Source organism: Planococcus sp. TJ-307, assembly GCF_058268435.1.
Map to the genome: position 1 here is coordinate 249,196 of NZ_JBZDOJ010000003.1, position 17,075 is coordinate 266,270.

The window sequence follows — 17,075 nt, forward strand, 5'->3', positions numbered from 1 at the left end:
GGCGTGATTTCGCCTATGCGGCTCTTTTCTTTGAATCCTCTGGAATGATGAGGTTCAATGCAATCGCAACAAAACACGCGATGGTGATGCCAGATCCGCCAAACAACAACTTAATAACTTCGGGAAAGGCATTCATCGCATCGGGTACTTGACTTAATCCGAGACCGAACACTAAAGACAACCCAATGATAATTTTTGCTCTTTCATTCAAAGGCTCTGACGTCAATATGTCTATGCCCGTTAACGTAATCTGAGAAAAAATAATGACTGTGGCGCCGCCAATAACTGCTGGTGGCATAGTAGATACAAGGGCTCCAATCTTAGGAATAAGACCAGCCAGTATTAAAAACACAGCGCCAACAGCTACGACATATCTGCTCATTACTTTCGTAAATGCGATCATTCCCACATTTTGACTAAAAGATGTATTAGGCAACGAATTAAAAATTGCGCCCAAAGAAGAGGTAAACCCATTGGCTATGACTGAGCCGGAAAGTTCATTTTTCGTGGGTTCTCTGCCTGCTCCCCCCGTAGTCATGGCTGTAACATCTCCAACTGTCTCAACAGATGTCACGATAAACATAATTAGCATCGGGAGTATAGCTCCCCAGTAAAATTCCATAGGAAAATAAAACGGTTGTGGAACTGAGAACCAGGTAGCTTCTCTTATTGCTGTAAAATCTACCATCCCCAGCGGCAAAGCCACCATGTATCCTATGACAATCCCTATTAAAATGGAGGAGGTTTTCGCCATTCCCGTTGCATATCGATTGAGAAAAAGCACAATGGCCAATACCAGTAAAGCCACCAGCCAGTTTTGGGCTGATCCAAAATCTGCAGATCCACTTCCTCCAGCCATCGATACAATACCTGTAGGCAAAAGCGACAAACCGATCGTCAGAACGACGGTGCCTGTTACAATCTTTGGAAAAAACCGTCTTAATTTCTTTATGAAAAATCCTAAAGTTCCGCCAAACAAACCTCCTATCAGACTTGCCCCCAGTAATCCTGAGATGCCATAGGAGCTTGCAATCACGATATTGGTAGGTAGAAATCCAAAACTGGTACCCATAACTACTGGGAGCCGTGCGCCAATCATCCATATTGGGTAACATTGAATAATCGTTGCAATTCCTGCCATGATCATGGCGCTTTGAACCAGTATCGTTAAATCCGTTCCGGTGATGCCAACCACACCTGCGATGATGATCGGGACAGCGACATTCCCCAAAAACATTGCAAAAATATGCTGCAACCCTAAAGGTATTGCTTCTCTTAATGGGGGTACACCATCTATATCATATTTACTTGTATTTTTAACTTTCTCTTCATATCCAACTGCCTCTTTCATAAAACACCTCTTTCTAATTTTATATATATTTTATTCGATCTCCAATATTTTTTTGGCTGCATAATCGGCTCCTCTTTCTCTTGAGATGTTTTGCCAATGCAGTAAATTATCTTTGGAAATCTCTTCTATTTCAATAAATGCCTTTGCTAATTCTTCTTGGCTGAAATTATTTGGATCCAGTACTCTTCCTAAATTATTCTTTTCAACATCATATGCGATATTAAACTGATCGCTGGAAAATGGTAAGATGACCATCTCTTTTCCATGGTACATCGCTTCTGTTAAGGTGTTGCATCCCCCATGAAAGACAACCGTATCCACATAATGCATCAGTGCAATTTGGGGGATGAAATCTTCTATGATTGTATTGGGCGAGCTGTATTTTTTTAATTCTTCCGCATTGCTGCCTGCAGAAACGATCAATAGCGCATCCGGGTAACTTTCTCTGGATGATAGGATCAGTTTTTCAAGTACATCTTTTCGATTTGATAAAAAGGTGCCTAAACTGATCATGATGATCTTTTCTTTGGTATCTATTTTTTCCATCCACTCCGCGTCCAACGCAACCACGTCAAATGAATTCCCGATAAATAGTTCCTTTGGGTTTTCTTCATTTTTTTCAATGTTGTTAAAATCGAAATAGTTGTAGATGACAGCTATTTCAGAGACCAAACTAAACGCATTATCAATTTTTTCAATCGACTTGTTTTCAGTGATAATTTCATTAAAAACTTCCGTGAATTCACTTTGCGTTTGGGTTGAAACCTGCTTGAGCATCCTCAAATCTTCTTCCTTGATCGTGATCGCCTCAGGCCAGCTTTTCGGTACATTAAAATACTTTCCTTCTTTTGGAATCGTATTGGGATGAGGGGGGCAAAATGTGACAAAAGGCAGCCCTAAAAAGTACAAGCTCAGCGTAACAGAGTACGACAATATATCTACCACATACAGATCCACATCCAGTGAATCATCAATGAGCTTTACCTTATCGATAAGCTCTTGTGGATTGTAAAGCATATCCGCCTTTCTGTGGCGGGACTGGGTGATCAGTGTTTCTACTGCACCCTTTTTTGTCGACTCAAAAAATTCTTCCAATCTTATTCTCTCTGTGTCTGGTTGTATCGTGTTTTCAGCTTTGCCCGTATTTTTATTTGCACTTATATCTATTTCATAAAAATTCAACTTTTCTTTCAAGATTTTTTCTTTAAACTCGATACTGCAGCCAAAGGTCACTTCTGCACCATGTTCCTGAAAACTTTTGGCTAACACCAACAACGGGTTAAAATGCGAATAAAAAGGGGGGCTGATAAAAAAGATCTTTTTATATTTCATTAACTTCTTCTCCTTCTATAGACAAATAAAATGATACAAACTCATTTGAAATCTTTTCAATTGAAAAATTCTCATCTACCGTTTTTTGTCCGGCAGCTTGAATTTTTTTCATTTCATCTTTGCCGACGTTGGAATCATAAAGATGGTTTTCCGCTTCTTTTGCAATCGTTTCCCAATTACTTGTGTCGATTAAAAAGCCATTTTCCCCATTTTTCATATAACTTTTAACCCCGCCTTTTATCGGGCCCATGGTTAGAAATCCGATCGACATCGCTTCTAAAATCGCGATGCCAAACTCTTCTTTTACACTTGAGCACAGATAGATATGAGGATAGGCAAAGTCTCTCTTAATGATCGCCCTTTCCAGCAATCGGATATCCAAATTTGACATGGCGCCTTTATGGATAAACCTGCCTTTGAATTGTGGATGCCTTTGCAAGTAATCCTTAAAATAATCAATGACCATTTCTTCTTCTTTATTAGGTCTCTCCAGGTCTCCTCCGATTAGCAGAAGATTATGCGTTTCCGAAAGCTTGGAGTTTGACCATGCTTGTAAAAGTTCCATCTGCCCTTTTAAGACAGATAATCTCCCCACGTTTAAGATTACAGGTTTTTCAAAAAAATCTTTATTGGTTTCGATCAAGCGATTTGAAGTGATGTCCTCTGCATCAATGGATTGACCTATTTGTATGCCTTCACCGATCATTTTTATTTTTCGATTTATATCTTCATCTTTAAATTGCGGAAAATAGACCTCAAGTTCGGTTTTCACGTCTGCATTCCCTATGCCAACGATTCCGTCGCTTGTGTGGATTAATTCGTCCCCTATTTTTATCTTGTTCAGTTTTTCAATAAGCTCGCTAAAACCAAGTTCTTTTATATGGCTCTGTCCATCAAACATGTTTCGGTGCGGGTCTGGCGTTAGGGTAAAGACAAGTTTTCGATTCCATTCTTTGCTTAGATGAGCAACCGATTTAGACGCGTTGTCCAGAAATCTGATATGAAAGACATCAAGATTTATTTTGGACTGTTTTAAAAAATTGGCTATATACCTTTTGATAAATAACTCTCTTTTTATAAACTTGTCGGATACAGACTGATCTAAATAGATTGGCAATCGAATAAATATGTGTTTGTCCCCATGAAAGCTTATAAAGGGCTTATTTAATTCTTGCGTGATCGTAATCGTAAATACGTAAGATATGCGGCTGTCTTTCGAGATTTCCTCACCCAAACCTTTTAATAATACGGCTAAGCCTCCATTATTTCCTTTTCCGCTATCTTCAAAATCGCCATAAAACATGGACTGCAAAATTGATATGCCTGGCTTTTCAAATTTAAAATCCGTCTGGAGAAAGTCCATATAGCTGTCAAAAAACACTCCGTTTTTGTCATTTCTTACATTCTTCTCGACAAATGATTGATCGATAGTTTCTACTGAGTACAAATTCCGCAATAAATTGATTCCCTGGAGTTTTATGCTATCGGGGTAATCCAAGGTTACTAATTTGTATAGATGCTCTTTAAATCCTTGCCGTTTAAAACGATCCAGATAATCCAGTAAGATAGACATGATCTCTAAATCCATTTTGTATTTCTCAAGCAATAATAAGATATCGCTATCACTTAAACTATCCAGACCACATTCAATGCAAATATCCAACACATGATACAGCTTTTGACTACCATACTGCTGCTTCAATAGTAAATCTTTTGTTTTTCTCTCTACTAGTTGCTTGATTTCTTCATTGGAAAATTTTAAAACCGTATCCACTATGAATCGGTCTGTAGACGAATGCTCACCCAAAAACGAGATCAATTCATCTATTTCTTTTTCGCTCAGCTTCTTTTTCCGCTCTAATTGCTTGATCGTCCGAATTTGCTCGATTACTCTTTTTTCATCGGAATTTACAGCCTGGCTGGTATTTATGTACTCATCTAAAAATTGGAGCGGATAACTATCATTACTTTCGTGATCATAAACACGATTTCTAAACTCAACAAACTCGTTCATTTTTCATCCCCCGATGCTTTCAGTAGAATAGTATCTTCCTATTTTATACCACAGGTGGTGCTACTATATACGCAGATGCTTCTTCATTCTTTTTAATAAAACGAAAGATGCCAATTAATGCCAAAAATATTGAAGCAATTAGGTGCAAATATACTCCTTTCCTTATACATCATTTCTATGTCCTGCATAGTTGCTAACCAATTAGGTATGAAGGATACAATATATTCAGGCCACTTACTGAGTGTGGACAATAAAAAACACACTTGCTAGTTTGATTTGGCAAGTGTGGAAATATAGTTAATCACCTAAAATTTGTGCGGCATAAGAGCGTGATTGAAGTTCCGCCATTCAGCTAAGCTATCCATCACTTATGAACAGCAGTGATCTCTTCCATCAACTGAACCCATTCTTCTCTCTTAAAGTCATACAATTCCAGCTCTGTTTTTCTCAGAACCATATGAAGACTGTCGAATTTCTCGTCCGACCGGAACCGCCACCAGCTTTTCGCTGTCGATGTCTTGGTGCCTGGCTCGTAATACGTCAATGTGAATTCGGGATCGATGATGTCATCCAGCCGATCAATCTCGATATACTTATGCGGGAAATCAATATACAGTCCGAGCGCCGCTTTATGAGGCGTAATGGACCCAATTTTATACGTCGTGTGTGCGTCCTTCTCCTCAAGCGTCTCACTCCACGGAACCGGGGTGTCGCTCACGATCAACGTCCGGCCGGCCTCATCGGTTTCAATCCGGCAATTCGGCAAACTGTTAAATACTTCTGTCATCTCGTTCATTTTTTGTTCGACCATTTTGTTCATTTTGCTAACTCATTCCTTTCAACTCATCTATCAATTGTGAATGCTGCACGTTCTGCTACCTGTTATTCTATCACGTTCCGCCCTTTGCTCCGGATTTAATCTTGCATTGTTTGGTCAAAACGTTCAGGCTTGTTTCTTATCCAAGGACGCGACAATTATTTTGAGCGTTGCTTGCTTGAAACGGGTCGATTAAGGATATAGTAGGTGTACAAGATCTTTTCCGTTCGGTATCATCCGCTTTTTCTTATCAGCACTTTTCCTATACTCGATTTTATAACTTTACATGATACTTGAAACTTAACAGATCAGCAGGCGTGCTACTCATTAGGAGGTCTCTAGGATGAACCCACAAATCTTAATCGTCGGAGCCGGCCCCACTGGCTTGGCTCTAGCTTACAGCCTGGCGCGTCAGGGCGTGCCGTTTCGGATCATTGATAAAAACGCAGGAACCGGCACCGCGTCTCGTGCGCTCGCTGTGCATGCGCGCATATTGGAGCAGTATGAGCAACTGGGCCTCGCCGAACGCAACGTCAAGCGCGGGCATCCGATTTTGTCGCTGGATGTCAGCGACGGCAAACGAGTGAGAGCCACAGTGAAATTCCATGAGTTGGGCAAAGGGCTGAGCCCGTTTCCGTTTATCTTGAGTTTGCCCCAAGACGAGCATGAAGAAATTCTCGTTGACGAATTAAGTAAAATCGGCGTCGAAGTCGAATGGAACACCTCGCTGCTGTCGTTTAGAGACACAGGAGCTGGCGTAAACGCCGTGATGCAGCAACAAGGACAGCCAGAAGAAGCAGCGGAATTCGCCTATTTATGCGGATGCGACGGCGCCGGCAGCATGGTTCGAAAAGAACTCGAACTCGATTTTCCCGGCGGCACCTACAAGCAATTGTTCTTTGTCGCTGACATTGAAACCGAGCAGCCGGTAGACGACATGGAAAAGATGGATATGTACATGGACAATGATGGCTTTATGCTCTATATGAACGTCCGGAACGCCAACACCAAACGAATCCTCGGCATTGTGCCCGAGGAATTCAACGATCGCACCGATGTTGAGTACCAAGACATCACCAATTACATTGAAAACAAAATCCGCGTCAGCGCGGCCAAAGTCAATTGGTTTTCAACTTACCGCGTCCATAACCGCGTCAGCGAGCGATTTGCCAAAGGACGCATCTTCATCTTGGGCGACGCCGGCCACTTGCACAGTCCGACCGGCGGACAAGGCATGAACACCGGCATTGGGGACGCCATCAATCTGGGTTGGAAGCTCGCAGCGGTGGTTCAAGGAAAAGCCGCTCCTAAAATATTGAGCACCTACGAACAAGAGCGCATTGCCTTTGCGCGCCGATTGATCGCGACGACCGACAAAGCGTTCCAAACGATCGTCAACCAAAAACTGCCCGGCACCTTGCTGCGGGAATATGCCGTACCTTACGCCTTGCCGTCGGTATTCAAATTTTCCTTCGCCTCAAAAAATGCGTTTAAAATCTTGTCTCAAATCCACATCAATTACCGCAGCAGCATCTTGAGCAAAGGCAAAGCCGGCAAAGTCTACGGCGGCATGCGCTTGCCGTGGATTGAAACCGCAAACGGCGATAATTTTGCGCCGCTGCGCTCCGTCGATTGGCAAATTCATATATACGGCAAAGCGCAGCCCGAGCTCATCGACTTTTCCCACGAGCAGTTGCTCGAGATCCATGAGTTTCCATGGGAAGCAAAAATGAAAGACGCAGGATTCAAGCAAGATGCGCTGTACTTGATCCGGCCGGATGGCCACGTGGCGCTTGCAACTGACAAGCAATGGCTGCGTGTGTTGAAATTGTATTTGGAGACTTATGGGATTGTGGCATTTGGAGCGGAGTGAGATAGAAATAGAAAAGGAGGCTAGAGGAATAGATCCGTGATGGGATCATTCTTCTAGCCTCCTTATACTTAAAAGCAAAAAAATTACTTAGGCTTTCCAGGGAAAAATATGATCCCCACATAATTTATAAAGATGAATAAAAAGAAAATACTCCACCTAAAACGTTTATACAGTAGGTATGGACTGTATAGAACGGTAGCGCGGATGCTCAGGAAGCATCGAATCGACTAGGCTCTTTACTGCAGGCTGCTGTGAAGTAAACACTTCATCCTTGTCATGAAACACTTCTGCTATTTGTCCCTTGTGCATAATGGCCACAGCATCTGAAATGGAGTAGGCCGCGCGGATATCATGTGTGATGAATAGATAAGAAAGGCCATGCATCGTTTTCAAGTCCTGCAACAAATTCAAAATGGTCGTCTGAGTCACCATGTCCAAACTGCTGACGGATTCGTCCAACACGATCATCTTCGGTTTTAAAGCCAAAACTCTGGCAATATTGATGCGCTGCAACTGCCCGCCACTGAACTCGCGCGGGTATTTTTTCATGTCGTCCTTGCTCAGTCCTACTTGCTCTAATAAACTTGCAATCGTCCGTTTCTGCTCAGCGGAGGATAGCTTTTCGTAATTCTCCAACGGTTCTGCAATGATCTTTTCAGCCGTTAGACGCGGATTTACGGAAGAATAGCTGTCCTGGAACACCACCTGCAAATTCCTGCGCATTTGCTGACGGCTTTTGGCGTCCATGGCGTATACGTCCTGCCCTTGAAAAATCACCTGCCCTTTTTGGGGCTTTTCGAGTCCAAGGATGACTTTTCCAAGCGTACTTTTGCCGGCCCCGCTTGATCCAAGCAATCCCAGGCACGTTCCTTCTTCTATCGACAATGAAACCCCGGAAAGAACCGGCTTCACATCTTTTTTGCGCCAGAACGAACGGGAGGCACCATATGAATGGGTAACATCTTTCACTTCCAATAAACTCATGGCTTGCTCCTCCTTGCCCGCTTGTTTTACATAACGAGCCGGTTTAAAGTGTCGTTGTATGGCACCATCAGTCTTGCCTGCAGCAATTTCTTTGTGTATTCATGCTGCGGACGATCAAACAAATCGCATACTTCCGCTTTTTCGACGATTTTCCCATGGCGCATGACCGCCACTTCATCGGCAAGTTGTGAAATCACGCCTAAATCATGTGAAATCAGCAGAATCGCTGTCCCGCATTCTGTCCGCAAGCGGTCCAGCTCTTTCAATACTTGCAATTGATTGGTAACATCCAGCGCTGTTGTCGGTTCATCGGCAATGACAACAGATGGCCGCAGCGACATGGAAATCGCGATCATGACCCGTTGAAGCATGCCCCCGCTTAACTGAAATGGATATTTTTTCATCAATTTAATAGGTTCTTCTAAATTCATGCTTTCAAGTGAAGCTATGGCTAATTCGACCGCTTGCTTTTTTCCCATGCCTGTATGAGTCCGGATCGTTTCGACAAATTGATTGCCGATTGTGTAGACAGGCGTAAAGGCGTTCATAGGGTTTTGCATAATAAAGCCGATTTCCTTGCCGCGAATCGGACGCATGGCTTTTGGCGCCAAGCCATTCAACTCCTGGCCATGAAGCTGGATGCTTCCCTGGACGTGCATAGCACGCTGGTCCAATAATTGCATCAAGGCCATGGAAGTGACTGTTTTGCCGCTTCCGCTTTCCCCGATAAGCCCCAGTACTTTGCCCGGTTTTAATTCCAAATTCACGTTTTGCACCAAAGGAAGAACCCCTCGGCCGGATTTGGCAGCGATATTCAAGTTGTCGACTTTCAGTACATTAGCTTGTGTATGCATGTGCCTGCTCCTTTCAGTAGCGCCGCTTGACGCCAAACTGCTCTGATAACGATTCACCAATAATGTTAAACGAAATCACCACGAACAAAATCATCAATCCCGGGTAAAGCATCAATTCCGGATTGCTTCTCATAAAGCTGGTGCCTTCGTGAATCATTGCACCCCATTCTGGATTAGGCGGCTGGATGCCGAGCCCGAGAAACGACAAGGCCGAAATGTCCATAATAGCCCATCCCATTTCAAGGGTGCCCATGACCATGATTGGCGGCAGCACATTCGGTACGAGATGGCGCCTGATGATTTTCCAATTAGACGACCCGCTGATACGCGCTGCTGTGATAAAGTTCTGTTCTTTCATCGAGACAACCATTCCGCGAATCATGCGGGCGTAATACACCCACTGGACCATCATCAATGCGACCACAACTTGCCATAGCCCCGGCCCGAGAAGACCAACAATCCCAAGGACCAGTACGAGGTTCGGAAAAGCCATGACGCCGTCGCAAAAACGCATCAATACCGTGTCAATCCAGCCGCCGCGATAGCCTGACAATGTTCCGATGACAAGTCCGATGCCGAGCGATGCCACAAAAATCAAAGTCGCGAAACCGAGCGAAACACGCGCTCCGTAAAGTAAGCGCGACAGATTGCAGCGTCCCAGCTGATCCGTCCCGAGCGGATATTCGAGAGACGGCGGCATCAGTTTAAGTGCCAGGTTTACTTGAATCGGGTCATTCGGGGCGATCCATGGAGCCAAAATGCTAACAAGGAAGAACACTGCCAAAATCCCTGAACAAATCATCAATGGCCATTTGCCTTTTAATGCAGTTCGTATACGTGCCATCAAATTTGCGCCCTTCTTTCCCGTGAAATGCGTGGATCCAAATACAGCTGGATAACATCCACGATCAAATTGCAGACGATAAACAAGCACGCAGCGAGAACGACGTAGCTTTGGATCACGGGAATGTCCCGGTTAAAAATTGCTTCGATGAAGAACCGTCCGAAGCCTGGCCATGAAAAGACCTGCTCGACAATAATCGTCCCCGTGAGCAATTTCCCCAAGTTCATCCCAAGGCCTGTCAGCATCGGAGAGATGGAAATTCTCAATACATGCTTGCCCATAATGGCTTTTTCTTTTAAGCCGCGCGTTCTTCCATACAAAACGTATGCCTCTTCCAATTCCTCCAGCACACTCGCCCGCAACAGCCTTGTGTAAATTGCGATTAACGCAAGCGACAGCGTGATGCTCGGCAATACGAAATGCTGCCAAGTCCCCCTGCCCTCAACCGGAAATAAGTCCAGTTTGACGGCAAAGAAGAAAATCAATACATAGCCAAGCCAAAACTGCGGAATCGATGCGCCTAAATAGGAAAGCAGCCGGCTGAAATGATCCAGCCAGCTGTTCTTATAAACCGCTGATAAAAATCCGAGCGGCACACTAACAACAATAGCCACCAAAATGCTGCTTAATGCCAGCTGAAGCGTTGCCGGCAGACGGGTCGTGATTTCCTGCCACACGGGCGTATTCGTTACATAAGAATTGCCGAAATCAAACCGGACAATGTCGGCCACCGTCTGGACATATTGAACAATAAGCGGCCGGTCCAAGCCAAATTCCTGGCGTTTTTCAGCCAGCAATTCTTCTGTCGGATGGATGTGGGAAGCCGCAAGATAGGCTTCTGCCGGATCTACCGGAGACAGGCGCACCAACACAAACATCAAAAAAATCGCAAAGAGTATAATTGGAACAATCGCAAAAAGCCGTTTTATCAAATATGTGCCCATTGGATTGCCCTCCTGTTATCAATTGTTTAGTGAAATATCGTTAAACGGGTGCTCATCGCGATTCGCCGGGAACTCAAATGACTCGATATCATTTTGGTAGATCACCGTCTTTTTCATATAAGAAATCGGAATGAATACCGACTGCTCCTGCAAGGTGTTTAAAATGGAACCATATAATTCCTGGCGTTCCGTTTCATCTGTCGTGGCCAGTGCTTCATGTACCTGCTCGTCCAATTCCGTTTTCATCGGCAGATTGGAATGCGCTTCTGAAACACCCCAGCCATTTTCAGCGACGACATTGATCATGGAATGCGGATCATAAGGCGCCCCGTAGTTAGACCAGAAATCCAAGTCGAAGTTGCCTGCTTTGCGGCGCTCGATTTGCTCGGTCAATTCCAGTCCGGCAATGTTCAGCTTAACGCCGAGCGCAGTCCATTCGGCTTGAAGCGTTTCAGCCATTGCTTTTTGGATCGGATCGGTCTTATCGTATATTAATTCCAGTTCAAGTGGCTGTCCATCTTTTTCACGTACAGAACTGCCGGATTCAAGTTTCCAGCCGGCCTCATCCAAATAAGAAGCCGCTTTTTCCACATCGTATTCAATCGCTTTGATCTCTTCAACTGCATAAGGGAAATTGGATGAGAGAATCGAATCCGCTTTTTCTTCAAGCCCCAGTGTGATGCCTTCCACCATCGCTTGTTTATTGAAACCATGATGCAGCGCCAAGCGGACATTTAAATCGGACAGCTTTTCACTCGTCGAATTCACCAGCATTGTTCTCGTCGCCACAGGGTCTGATAAATCGGTCGTGTATTCACCGCTTTCTTTCAAATAATTGAATGAATCCATGCTGACCACCCCTTCACCGTAAATCAGGTCAAGCTCGCCTTTTTCAAAAGCGAGGACGCGCGTTTCCGCATCCGGAATGATTTTGATGGTCACTTCCTCCAGTTCCGGACTCTCTCCCCAGTAATCAGGATTGCGTGTGAAAACTGCATATTCATCTGTTTTATATTCGTCCAATACCCAAGGGCCAGTTCCCACCGGTTCTTTAATTCCTTTGGATGTATCGCCGTCTTCCGGAAATCCTGATTCACCGAGCATTCGCACCGGACGAACAACTGCCAAATCCTGCAAAGCCGGGTAATAAGCTTGCGTCAGCACCATTTTGAATGTCAGCTCATCCACCACTTCAATCTTGTCGAGCACATTGATGACGCCAAGCCAGCTGTGAGAACTTTTATTGGCAAGTACGGCATCAAAATTCTTTTTGACAACTTCTGAAGTCAATGAAGATCCATCCGTAAATTGGACGCCTTCGCGCAGCTTGAACGTATATTCCAGACCGTCTTCTGACACTGTCCACGACTCAGCAAGATGCGGCTCGATTTCTCCGCCTTCTTCGTAGCTGACAAGCGGCTCGTAAATCATCGATTGGGTAATCAATTGCGATGGATTATAGACATGCGGATTCATCGAACCGATATCACGCGGCCAAGACATCGTAATGGAATTCGCGTTATCGTTTTCTGCTTCGCCCGAACCCGTTGCATTTTCGTTTGAGCAAGCGGTTAGCATTATCGCTGCAGAAGCCGCCAGAGCTAAAAATAATTTCTTTTTGCTATTATGTATTCTCATGGTTAGCAGATCCCTCTCTTATTTCAATCGTTGATAATGATTCTCATTTTCACTTAACTAAATATAAGGAACTATTGCCGATTTGTCAACACGAATTTCCAGTGGAAATGATTTGTTCCGCATCCCTTAACAGCTTCCACCTCCCATAATGGAAAGTTCCCTCCAAGTAAAAGGCTTGAGTCGAAAAAAACCGAATACCAGAAATCGGCATGCGACCCTTAATGCTGAATACTTTCTTTTCCACCTAAACATACAAAAGCCGTATCCATTAACCATTGAGGTTACTGGATACGGCTTATTCACATGGTATGGCAGTTTATAAATTAAAACACGTTTTACATAAAGACTCGTTTCTTACCTTCTTCTATACCATTTCTGTAACCGGCGCAATAGCGGCAGTTTCAACGGCTCGATTTTCACATCGCGCGCGCAAATTACAGTCTCGCTCATTGGGGAATCGAACAAGGTATGAAGCTCAAAGCCACCGTCCACTTTGTAAATTTCATCATACAACCACCATGCACCTTTGAAATCAGCCGGAACGTTTGAATAGGTGACCCCTTCAAAAGTGAAACGGACATCCGTGAAGTAATGAAAACCTCCGCTGCAGTCGAGCGTCAGGACCAGCTGATCTTCAGATGGTCTTTCAACAGAAAGGACGACCGCATCGTGCAAGCCATTCTCCATCAGTTCGACTGCAGTTAGCGGGAGCTCCGCTTTGATCGATTCGAAATGCTGCATATACCGGTCACTAAGCTCTTCCATCCGCCGCTCGTAATCCCGTTCCCATCGATTGACGAGCATGCGTAGCTCCGGCGTCGGGTATTCGGTCACCAGCGTGCCGTCGTGGATATACGGATGAAAAGTTTCCGGCAAGTAGCGCAGCAAACTTTCCCGCATATCGTCCAGATTGCGTAAGTTCAGTTCCCGCAAATCCTCTCCTTGCCTTTGGTAATATTCCAATTCCTCTTCCCAATCCTCTTCTGACTCGGGCAATACGAGAAAACCCGAAACCTGCATTTCGTCATACCAATCTTTCGTGAAATACTTCATCTATTGAGCCTCCTGACATATGAATATGCGCCTTTCCGTTCCCAAGCAGACTCCCATTTCATACAAATTACTCCTCCATATTATCCTCAATAAATTTCTTCAGCCGCTCCTGGTATTCCTGAGTGGCTATCGTATAGGCTTTAACATGTCCGGCGTCCGGAACTGACCAAAACAGGTTGTTGCCGCCTGCTGCTTCGTACAGTTCTTCTGCCATCGACGTCGGAACGAGTTCGTCCGCATCTCCATGAATGATAAACAAAGGAAGCGTGTTTTTTGCGGCTTGCTCGAGCGCGGAAGCTTCATTAAAAGTGAAACCCGCTCTGAGTTCTGTAATACCGCTAGTGATTGGAATGAGCGGAAACGCCGGCAGATTGTAAATCGACTCGAGCTGATAAGATAAAATATCCGCCGCTGACGTATAAGCACTATCAGCAATAATCCCTTTTACTGCTGGAGGAAGATCTTCGCCACTCGTCATCAATACGGATGCTGCTCCCATTGAAACGCCATGAAGAAAAATATCGCTGCTGTTTTCCTCATCAATGAGCAGCTGGGTCCAGTGCTTTGTATCCAGCCTGTCGTGCCAGCCGAAACCAATATAATCCCCTTCGCTTTCCCCATGGCCACGAGCATCGGGAAGTAAAACATCAAATCCCTGGTCATAATAAAACTGAACAAAATTTTTCATATCTTCCCTGTTTCCGCGGAAGCCATGTGAAAGGATCACGGCTTTCCCACTGGAATCTTCGTTCTCCAAAAAGTCACCTTCCAACCTAAGATCGTCATATGAAAGGATAGAGACCGTTTCAAATTCCTGCTCTTCGTACCATTCAGCCGCCTCCTCGATAATCTGTTCATCTTCAAGGGCAATTGTCACTGGGACCTCTTCTTCTTCATAAAGTTCAACTTCAGTCCCTCGCTGCACCGCTTCGCCATAAAAAAAATCCCCGGCAAAGGCAAGAACGATGATGATAAATGCCAATAAACTAATTGCCACAATCGAAAACTTACTCATCTATTAATCTCCCTCTTTTAAAATCACTCATTTCGCTTCCCTGGAAGCACCGCATTTTCCAATTTATGCGGGTAAACATACAAAAATACCACACTCTAAATGTTAATGCAAAGAGTGCAGGGAGATATAGGGTATGAATCTTAGTTTATTTTGTCAAATGTTCCAAGAAAACCTACATGTATAAGACTCGACACTACAGAAAAAAGTAATCTCAAATCCCTGATGGAAAGACTACCATTTATATATCTAAACAAAAAGAACCTTGAGCATGCCAAGGTTCTTTTTACAAATATATATTAAGCATTTAATTTATATTGCTCTGCCTTGCCATACATGCCGTTTTCAGCTGTTACATCATCCAATTCTGCAATAATGACCTTAGGTCTGGAAGGACCGACTATGGTAGAAATATAGCTAACTTTAAATGCGTAAGTAGCTTTTTTGCGGAAGTTTCGATATTCAAGCGAATCTTCTGTAGTTGTCCAATAAAAAACATGGTCATCTCTATCTATTAAAGCAATTACTCGATATTCTTCGGTTTCAAAGCAAGAAACAAACTCAAGTTCCTTAGTATATTTCTTTCCTTTTTCAAATCCGTTCACTTCTTTGATTGCAAGCACCATCGAAATACACCTCATTCCATAGTGGTATGCATTTAATATAACAGAACTTACGTTCGATTCCTAGTGAAAAGATTAAAAAAGTTAGAATATTTAGTTCATTCAGCAACTAAGGTGGTGATTTTGGATAGCTCACATACTAGCATTAAGTTCTTCATCACAGTCAATGACTTCTTAGATAAAAACACAAAAGCCGTATCCATCAACCATTGAGGTTTCTGGATACAGCTTCTTCTTCATGCAATCGTATTTAATAAACTAAATTCCTTTTGACAAAGGGGTGCGTTTTTATTCACCTGCTGCAGAAATCTGATAAATCTTACCGCCATCAGTGGCTGCAATAAGCGCGCCATCCTCAGTGACAAGAATATCACGGAAACGTTCGCCTTCATCAGTTAATAGACGTTCTTCTCCAACGATGGTGTCATCTTCAATAACGACACGTGCAATATAGCTCGATACTAAACCGCCGATGAACAAGTTGTTCTCCCATTCAGGAATTGCGTCGTTATCATAGAATGAACTACCACTTGGCGCACTTGTCGGATCCCAATAATATCTTGGTTCAACAAAGCCTTGCGCTTCGTGTTCTGAAACACCACCATTGATTAATTCGCCAGTATACTCGATACCATAAGAAACAATTGGCCATCCATAATTATTGCCTGGTTCAACAATATTCAGTTCATCCCCAGCTTGTGGACCGAATTCAACAATCCATAAGTCTCCTGTTTCAGGGTGGAAATCCACACCTTGAATATTACGGTGACCATAGCTGTAAATGCCATCCAGTGCGTCTTCATCTTCAATAAATGGATTCGACTCTACTGCTTCTCCATCTTGTGTAATGTGAATGACTTTACCCAAGTATGCATCCAAGTCTTGTGCACGTTCGCGAATTGGATCATCTGAACGCTCACCCGTTGTTAAGAATAGGTTGCCATCCTCATCAAAGATAATACGTCCACCATAGTGCAAGTCGCCATCATATGCTGGTGTCGCTTGGAAGATCGTTTCAAAATTTTCCAGTGACGCTTCATCTTCTGATAAAACACCTTTACCGACAGCCGTTACAGTACCATCTTCAGCATCTTCAGAATACGTCATAAATACCATTCTTGATTCGTCAAAATCAGGGGCAACGGCTACATCCAGCAACCCGCCTTGACCTTCGTTATTTACTTCTGGTGTACCTTCGATTGGATCTGAAACAGCGCCATCTTCAAGGTTGACAATTAGAAGTTCTGCTTCATCTCTTTGCGTTACAAACAAGCGGTTTGGTTCAAACTCTGCCATCCCCCAAGACACGCCAAGACCCTCAGCAATAACTTCTTCATTAAGTTCTGTTTCAGTCACTACTGCAGGTGCTCTTGTTTGTTCTGGAAATGCCGGTTCAAACTCAGTAACTTTTGGTTGAGATTCTGCACTTCCATCAGAGGCTTCTTCAGTGCCCTCTTCAGCGTCTTCAGTGCCCTCGTCAACACCTTCTTCTGTTTCAGCACTTTCTTCTTCTGTTGTAGCATCCGAATCAGCAGGTGATTCTTCGTTTGAAGCATCATCATTGCCGCATGCTGCCAAAGCCAATACAAAGATCAGCATTGTAAATAACATAAATCTTGACCACGAAACTTTCGTCATTATTTTTCCTCCCTTTTCTAAACTATTAAACTGGAGATGTTAAAATTCAGTACCCTAAAGCCCAGTTACAAAATTAGGTAAGACTTTCATAAATAAAC

At 43.8% G+C, this 17,075-nt stretch carries 14 protein-coding genes; 1 reads left to right on the forward strand and 13 read right to left on the reverse strand.

Annotated features, from left to right (window positions below; all coding sequences use genetic code 11):
• Positions 1-13: 13 nt before the first annotated feature.
• The 4 genes from AC4EHK_RS12830 to AC4EHK_RS12845 form a co-directional block, all read right to left on the reverse strand.
• The gene (locus tag AC4EHK_RS12830; RefSeq protein ID WP_490979179.1) at positions 14-1,351 is read right to left on the reverse strand and encodes a uracil-xanthine permease family protein; all 1,338 of its coding nucleotides are present in this window, start codon (positions 1,349-1,351) and stop codon (positions 14-16) included.
• Positions 1,352-1,381: 30 nt separating this feature from the next.
• Complete coding sequence (locus AC4EHK_RS12835; RefSeq protein ID WP_490979180.1) at positions 1,382-2,683, reverse strand: glycosyltransferase; 1,302 nt, start codon at positions 2,681-2,683, stop codon at positions 1,382-1,384.
• Positions 2,673-4,697 carry a glycosyltransferase family 4 protein gene (locus AC4EHK_RS12840; RefSeq protein ID WP_490979181.1) on the reverse strand — a complete coding sequence of 675 codons (2,025 nt, stop codon included), beginning with the start codon at positions 4,695-4,697 and terminating at the stop codon, positions 2,673-2,675. The genes AC4EHK_RS12835 and AC4EHK_RS12840 overlap by 11 nt, the downstream gene beginning before the upstream one ends.
• Before the next feature lie 364 nt (positions 4,698-5,061).
• Entirely contained in the window at positions 5,062-5,517 is a 456-nt protein-coding gene (locus tag AC4EHK_RS12845) for a hypothetical protein (protein ID WP_490979182.1), read from the reverse strand.
• Positions 5,518-5,857: 340 nt separating this feature from the next.
• Here AC4EHK_RS12845 and AC4EHK_RS12850 point away from each other — a divergent pair, with 340 nt between their 5' ends.
• Positions 5,858-7,387 (forward strand): FAD-dependent monooxygenase, encoded by a 1,530-nt coding sequence (locus AC4EHK_RS12850; RefSeq protein ID WP_490979183.1) that lies wholly within the window; start codon positions 5,858-5,860, stop codon positions 7,385-7,387.
• Positions 7,388-7,552: 165 nt separating this feature from the next.
• Here AC4EHK_RS12850 and nikE read toward each other — a convergent pair whose 3' ends face one another.
• The 9 genes from nikE to AC4EHK_RS12895 form a co-directional block, all read right to left on the reverse strand.
• Positions 7,553-8,371, reverse strand: a complete 819-nt coding sequence (nikE, locus tag AC4EHK_RS12855; RefSeq protein ID WP_490979184.1) for a nickel import ATP-binding protein NikE — start codon at positions 8,369-8,371, stop codon at positions 7,553-7,555.
• A 26-nt stretch (positions 8,372-8,397) separates the two neighbouring features.
• On the reverse strand, positions 8,398-9,225 hold the full coding sequence (locus AC4EHK_RS12860) for an ABC transporter ATP-binding protein (RefSeq protein WP_490979185.1): 828 nt from the start codon (positions 9,223-9,225) through the stop codon (positions 8,398-8,400).
• A gap of 13 nt (positions 9,226-9,238) precedes the next feature.
• Positions 9,239-10,072, reverse strand: coding sequence for a nickel ABC transporter permease subunit NikC (nikC, locus tag AC4EHK_RS12865; RefSeq protein WP_490979186.1), 834 nt, complete (start codon positions 10,070-10,072; stop codon positions 9,239-9,241).
• A complete protein-coding gene (nikB, locus tag AC4EHK_RS12870; RefSeq protein WP_490979187.1) occupies positions 10,069-11,013 on the reverse strand; it encodes a nickel ABC transporter permease subunit NikB in 945 nt (314 codons plus the stop codon). The genes nikC and nikB overlap by 4 nt, the downstream gene beginning before the upstream one ends.
• 18 nt (positions 11,014-11,031) lie before the next feature.
• Positions 11,032-12,651 (reverse strand): nickel ABC transporter substrate-binding protein, encoded by a 1,620-nt coding sequence (gene nikA / locus AC4EHK_RS12875; protein WP_490979188.1) that lies wholly within the window; start codon positions 12,649-12,651, stop codon positions 11,032-11,034.
• 354 nt (positions 12,652-13,005) lie between these two features.
• Complete coding sequence (locus tag AC4EHK_RS12880; RefSeq protein WP_490979189.1) at positions 13,006-13,704, reverse strand: DUF4085 family protein; 699 nt, start codon at positions 13,702-13,704, stop codon at positions 13,006-13,008.
• Between the two features lie 67 nt (positions 13,705-13,771).
• The gene (locus AC4EHK_RS12885) at positions 13,772-14,719 is read right to left on the reverse strand and encodes an alpha/beta hydrolase (RefSeq protein ID WP_490979190.1); all 948 of its coding nucleotides are present in this window, start codon (positions 14,717-14,719) and stop codon (positions 13,772-13,774) included.
• 296 nt (positions 14,720-15,015) lie between these two features.
• Complete coding sequence (locus tag AC4EHK_RS12890) at positions 15,016-15,342, reverse strand: hypothetical protein (RefSeq protein WP_490979191.1); 327 nt, start codon at positions 15,340-15,342, stop codon at positions 15,016-15,018.
• A 285-nt stretch (positions 15,343-15,627) separates the two neighbouring features.
• On the reverse strand, positions 15,628-16,977 hold the full coding sequence (locus AC4EHK_RS12895; protein ID WP_490979192.1) for a PQQ-dependent sugar dehydrogenase: 1,350 nt from the start codon (positions 16,975-16,977) through the stop codon (positions 15,628-15,630).
• Positions 16,978-17,075: the final 98 nt, after the last annotated feature.

What these genes read in the sequence shown, in the direction of transcription:
- AC4EHK_RS12890 (WP_490979191.1), bottom strand. Translation starts at nt 15,342, where the DNA reads ATGGTGCTTGCAATCAAAGAAGTGAACGGATTTGAAAAAGGAAAGAAA.
- AC4EHK_RS12885 (WP_490979190.1), bottom strand. Translation starts at nt 14,719, where the DNA reads ATGAGTAAGTTTTCGATTGTGGCAATTAGTTTATTGGCATTTATCATC.
- AC4EHK_RS12845 (WP_490979182.1), bottom strand. Translation starts at nt 5,517, where the DNA reads ATGAACAAAATGGTCGAACAAAAAATGAACGAGATGACAGAAGTATTT.
- AC4EHK_RS12840 (WP_490979181.1), bottom strand. Translation starts at nt 4,697, where the DNA reads ATGAACGAGTTTGTTGAGTTTAGAAATCGTGTTTATGATCACGAAAGT.
- nikB (WP_490979187.1), bottom strand. Translation starts at nt 11,013, where the DNA reads ATGGGCACATATTTGATAAAACGGCTTTTTGCGATTGTTCCAATTATA.
- AC4EHK_RS12835 (WP_490979180.1), bottom strand. Translation starts at nt 2,683, where the DNA reads ATGAAATATAAAAAGATCTTTTTTATCAGCCCCCCTTTTTATTCGCAT.
- nikE (WP_490979184.1), bottom strand. Translation starts at nt 8,371, where the DNA reads ATGAGTTTATTGGAAGTGAAAGATGTTACCCATTCATATGGTGCCTCC.
- AC4EHK_RS12880 (WP_490979189.1), bottom strand. Translation starts at nt 13,704, where the DNA reads ATGAAGTATTTCACGAAAGATTGGTATGACGAAATGCAGGTTTCGGGT.
- nikA (WP_490979188.1), bottom strand. Translation starts at nt 12,651, where the DNA reads ATGAGAATACATAATAGCAAAAAGAAATTATTTTTAGCTCTGGCGGCT.
- AC4EHK_RS12850 (WP_490979183.1), top strand. Translation starts at nt 5,858, where the DNA reads ATGAACCCACAAATCTTAATCGTCGGAGCCGGCCCCACTGGCTTGGCT.
- AC4EHK_RS12860 (WP_490979185.1), bottom strand. Translation starts at nt 9,225, where the DNA reads ATGCATACACAAGCTAATGTACTGAAAGTCGACAACTTGAATATCGCT.
- AC4EHK_RS12830 (WP_490979179.1), bottom strand. Translation starts at nt 1,351, where the DNA reads ATGAAAGAGGCAGTTGGATATGAAGAGAAAGTTAAAAATACAAGTAAA.
- AC4EHK_RS12895 (WP_490979192.1), bottom strand. Translation starts at nt 16,977, where the DNA reads ATGACGAAAGTTTCGTGGTCAAGATTTATGTTATTTACAATGCTGATC.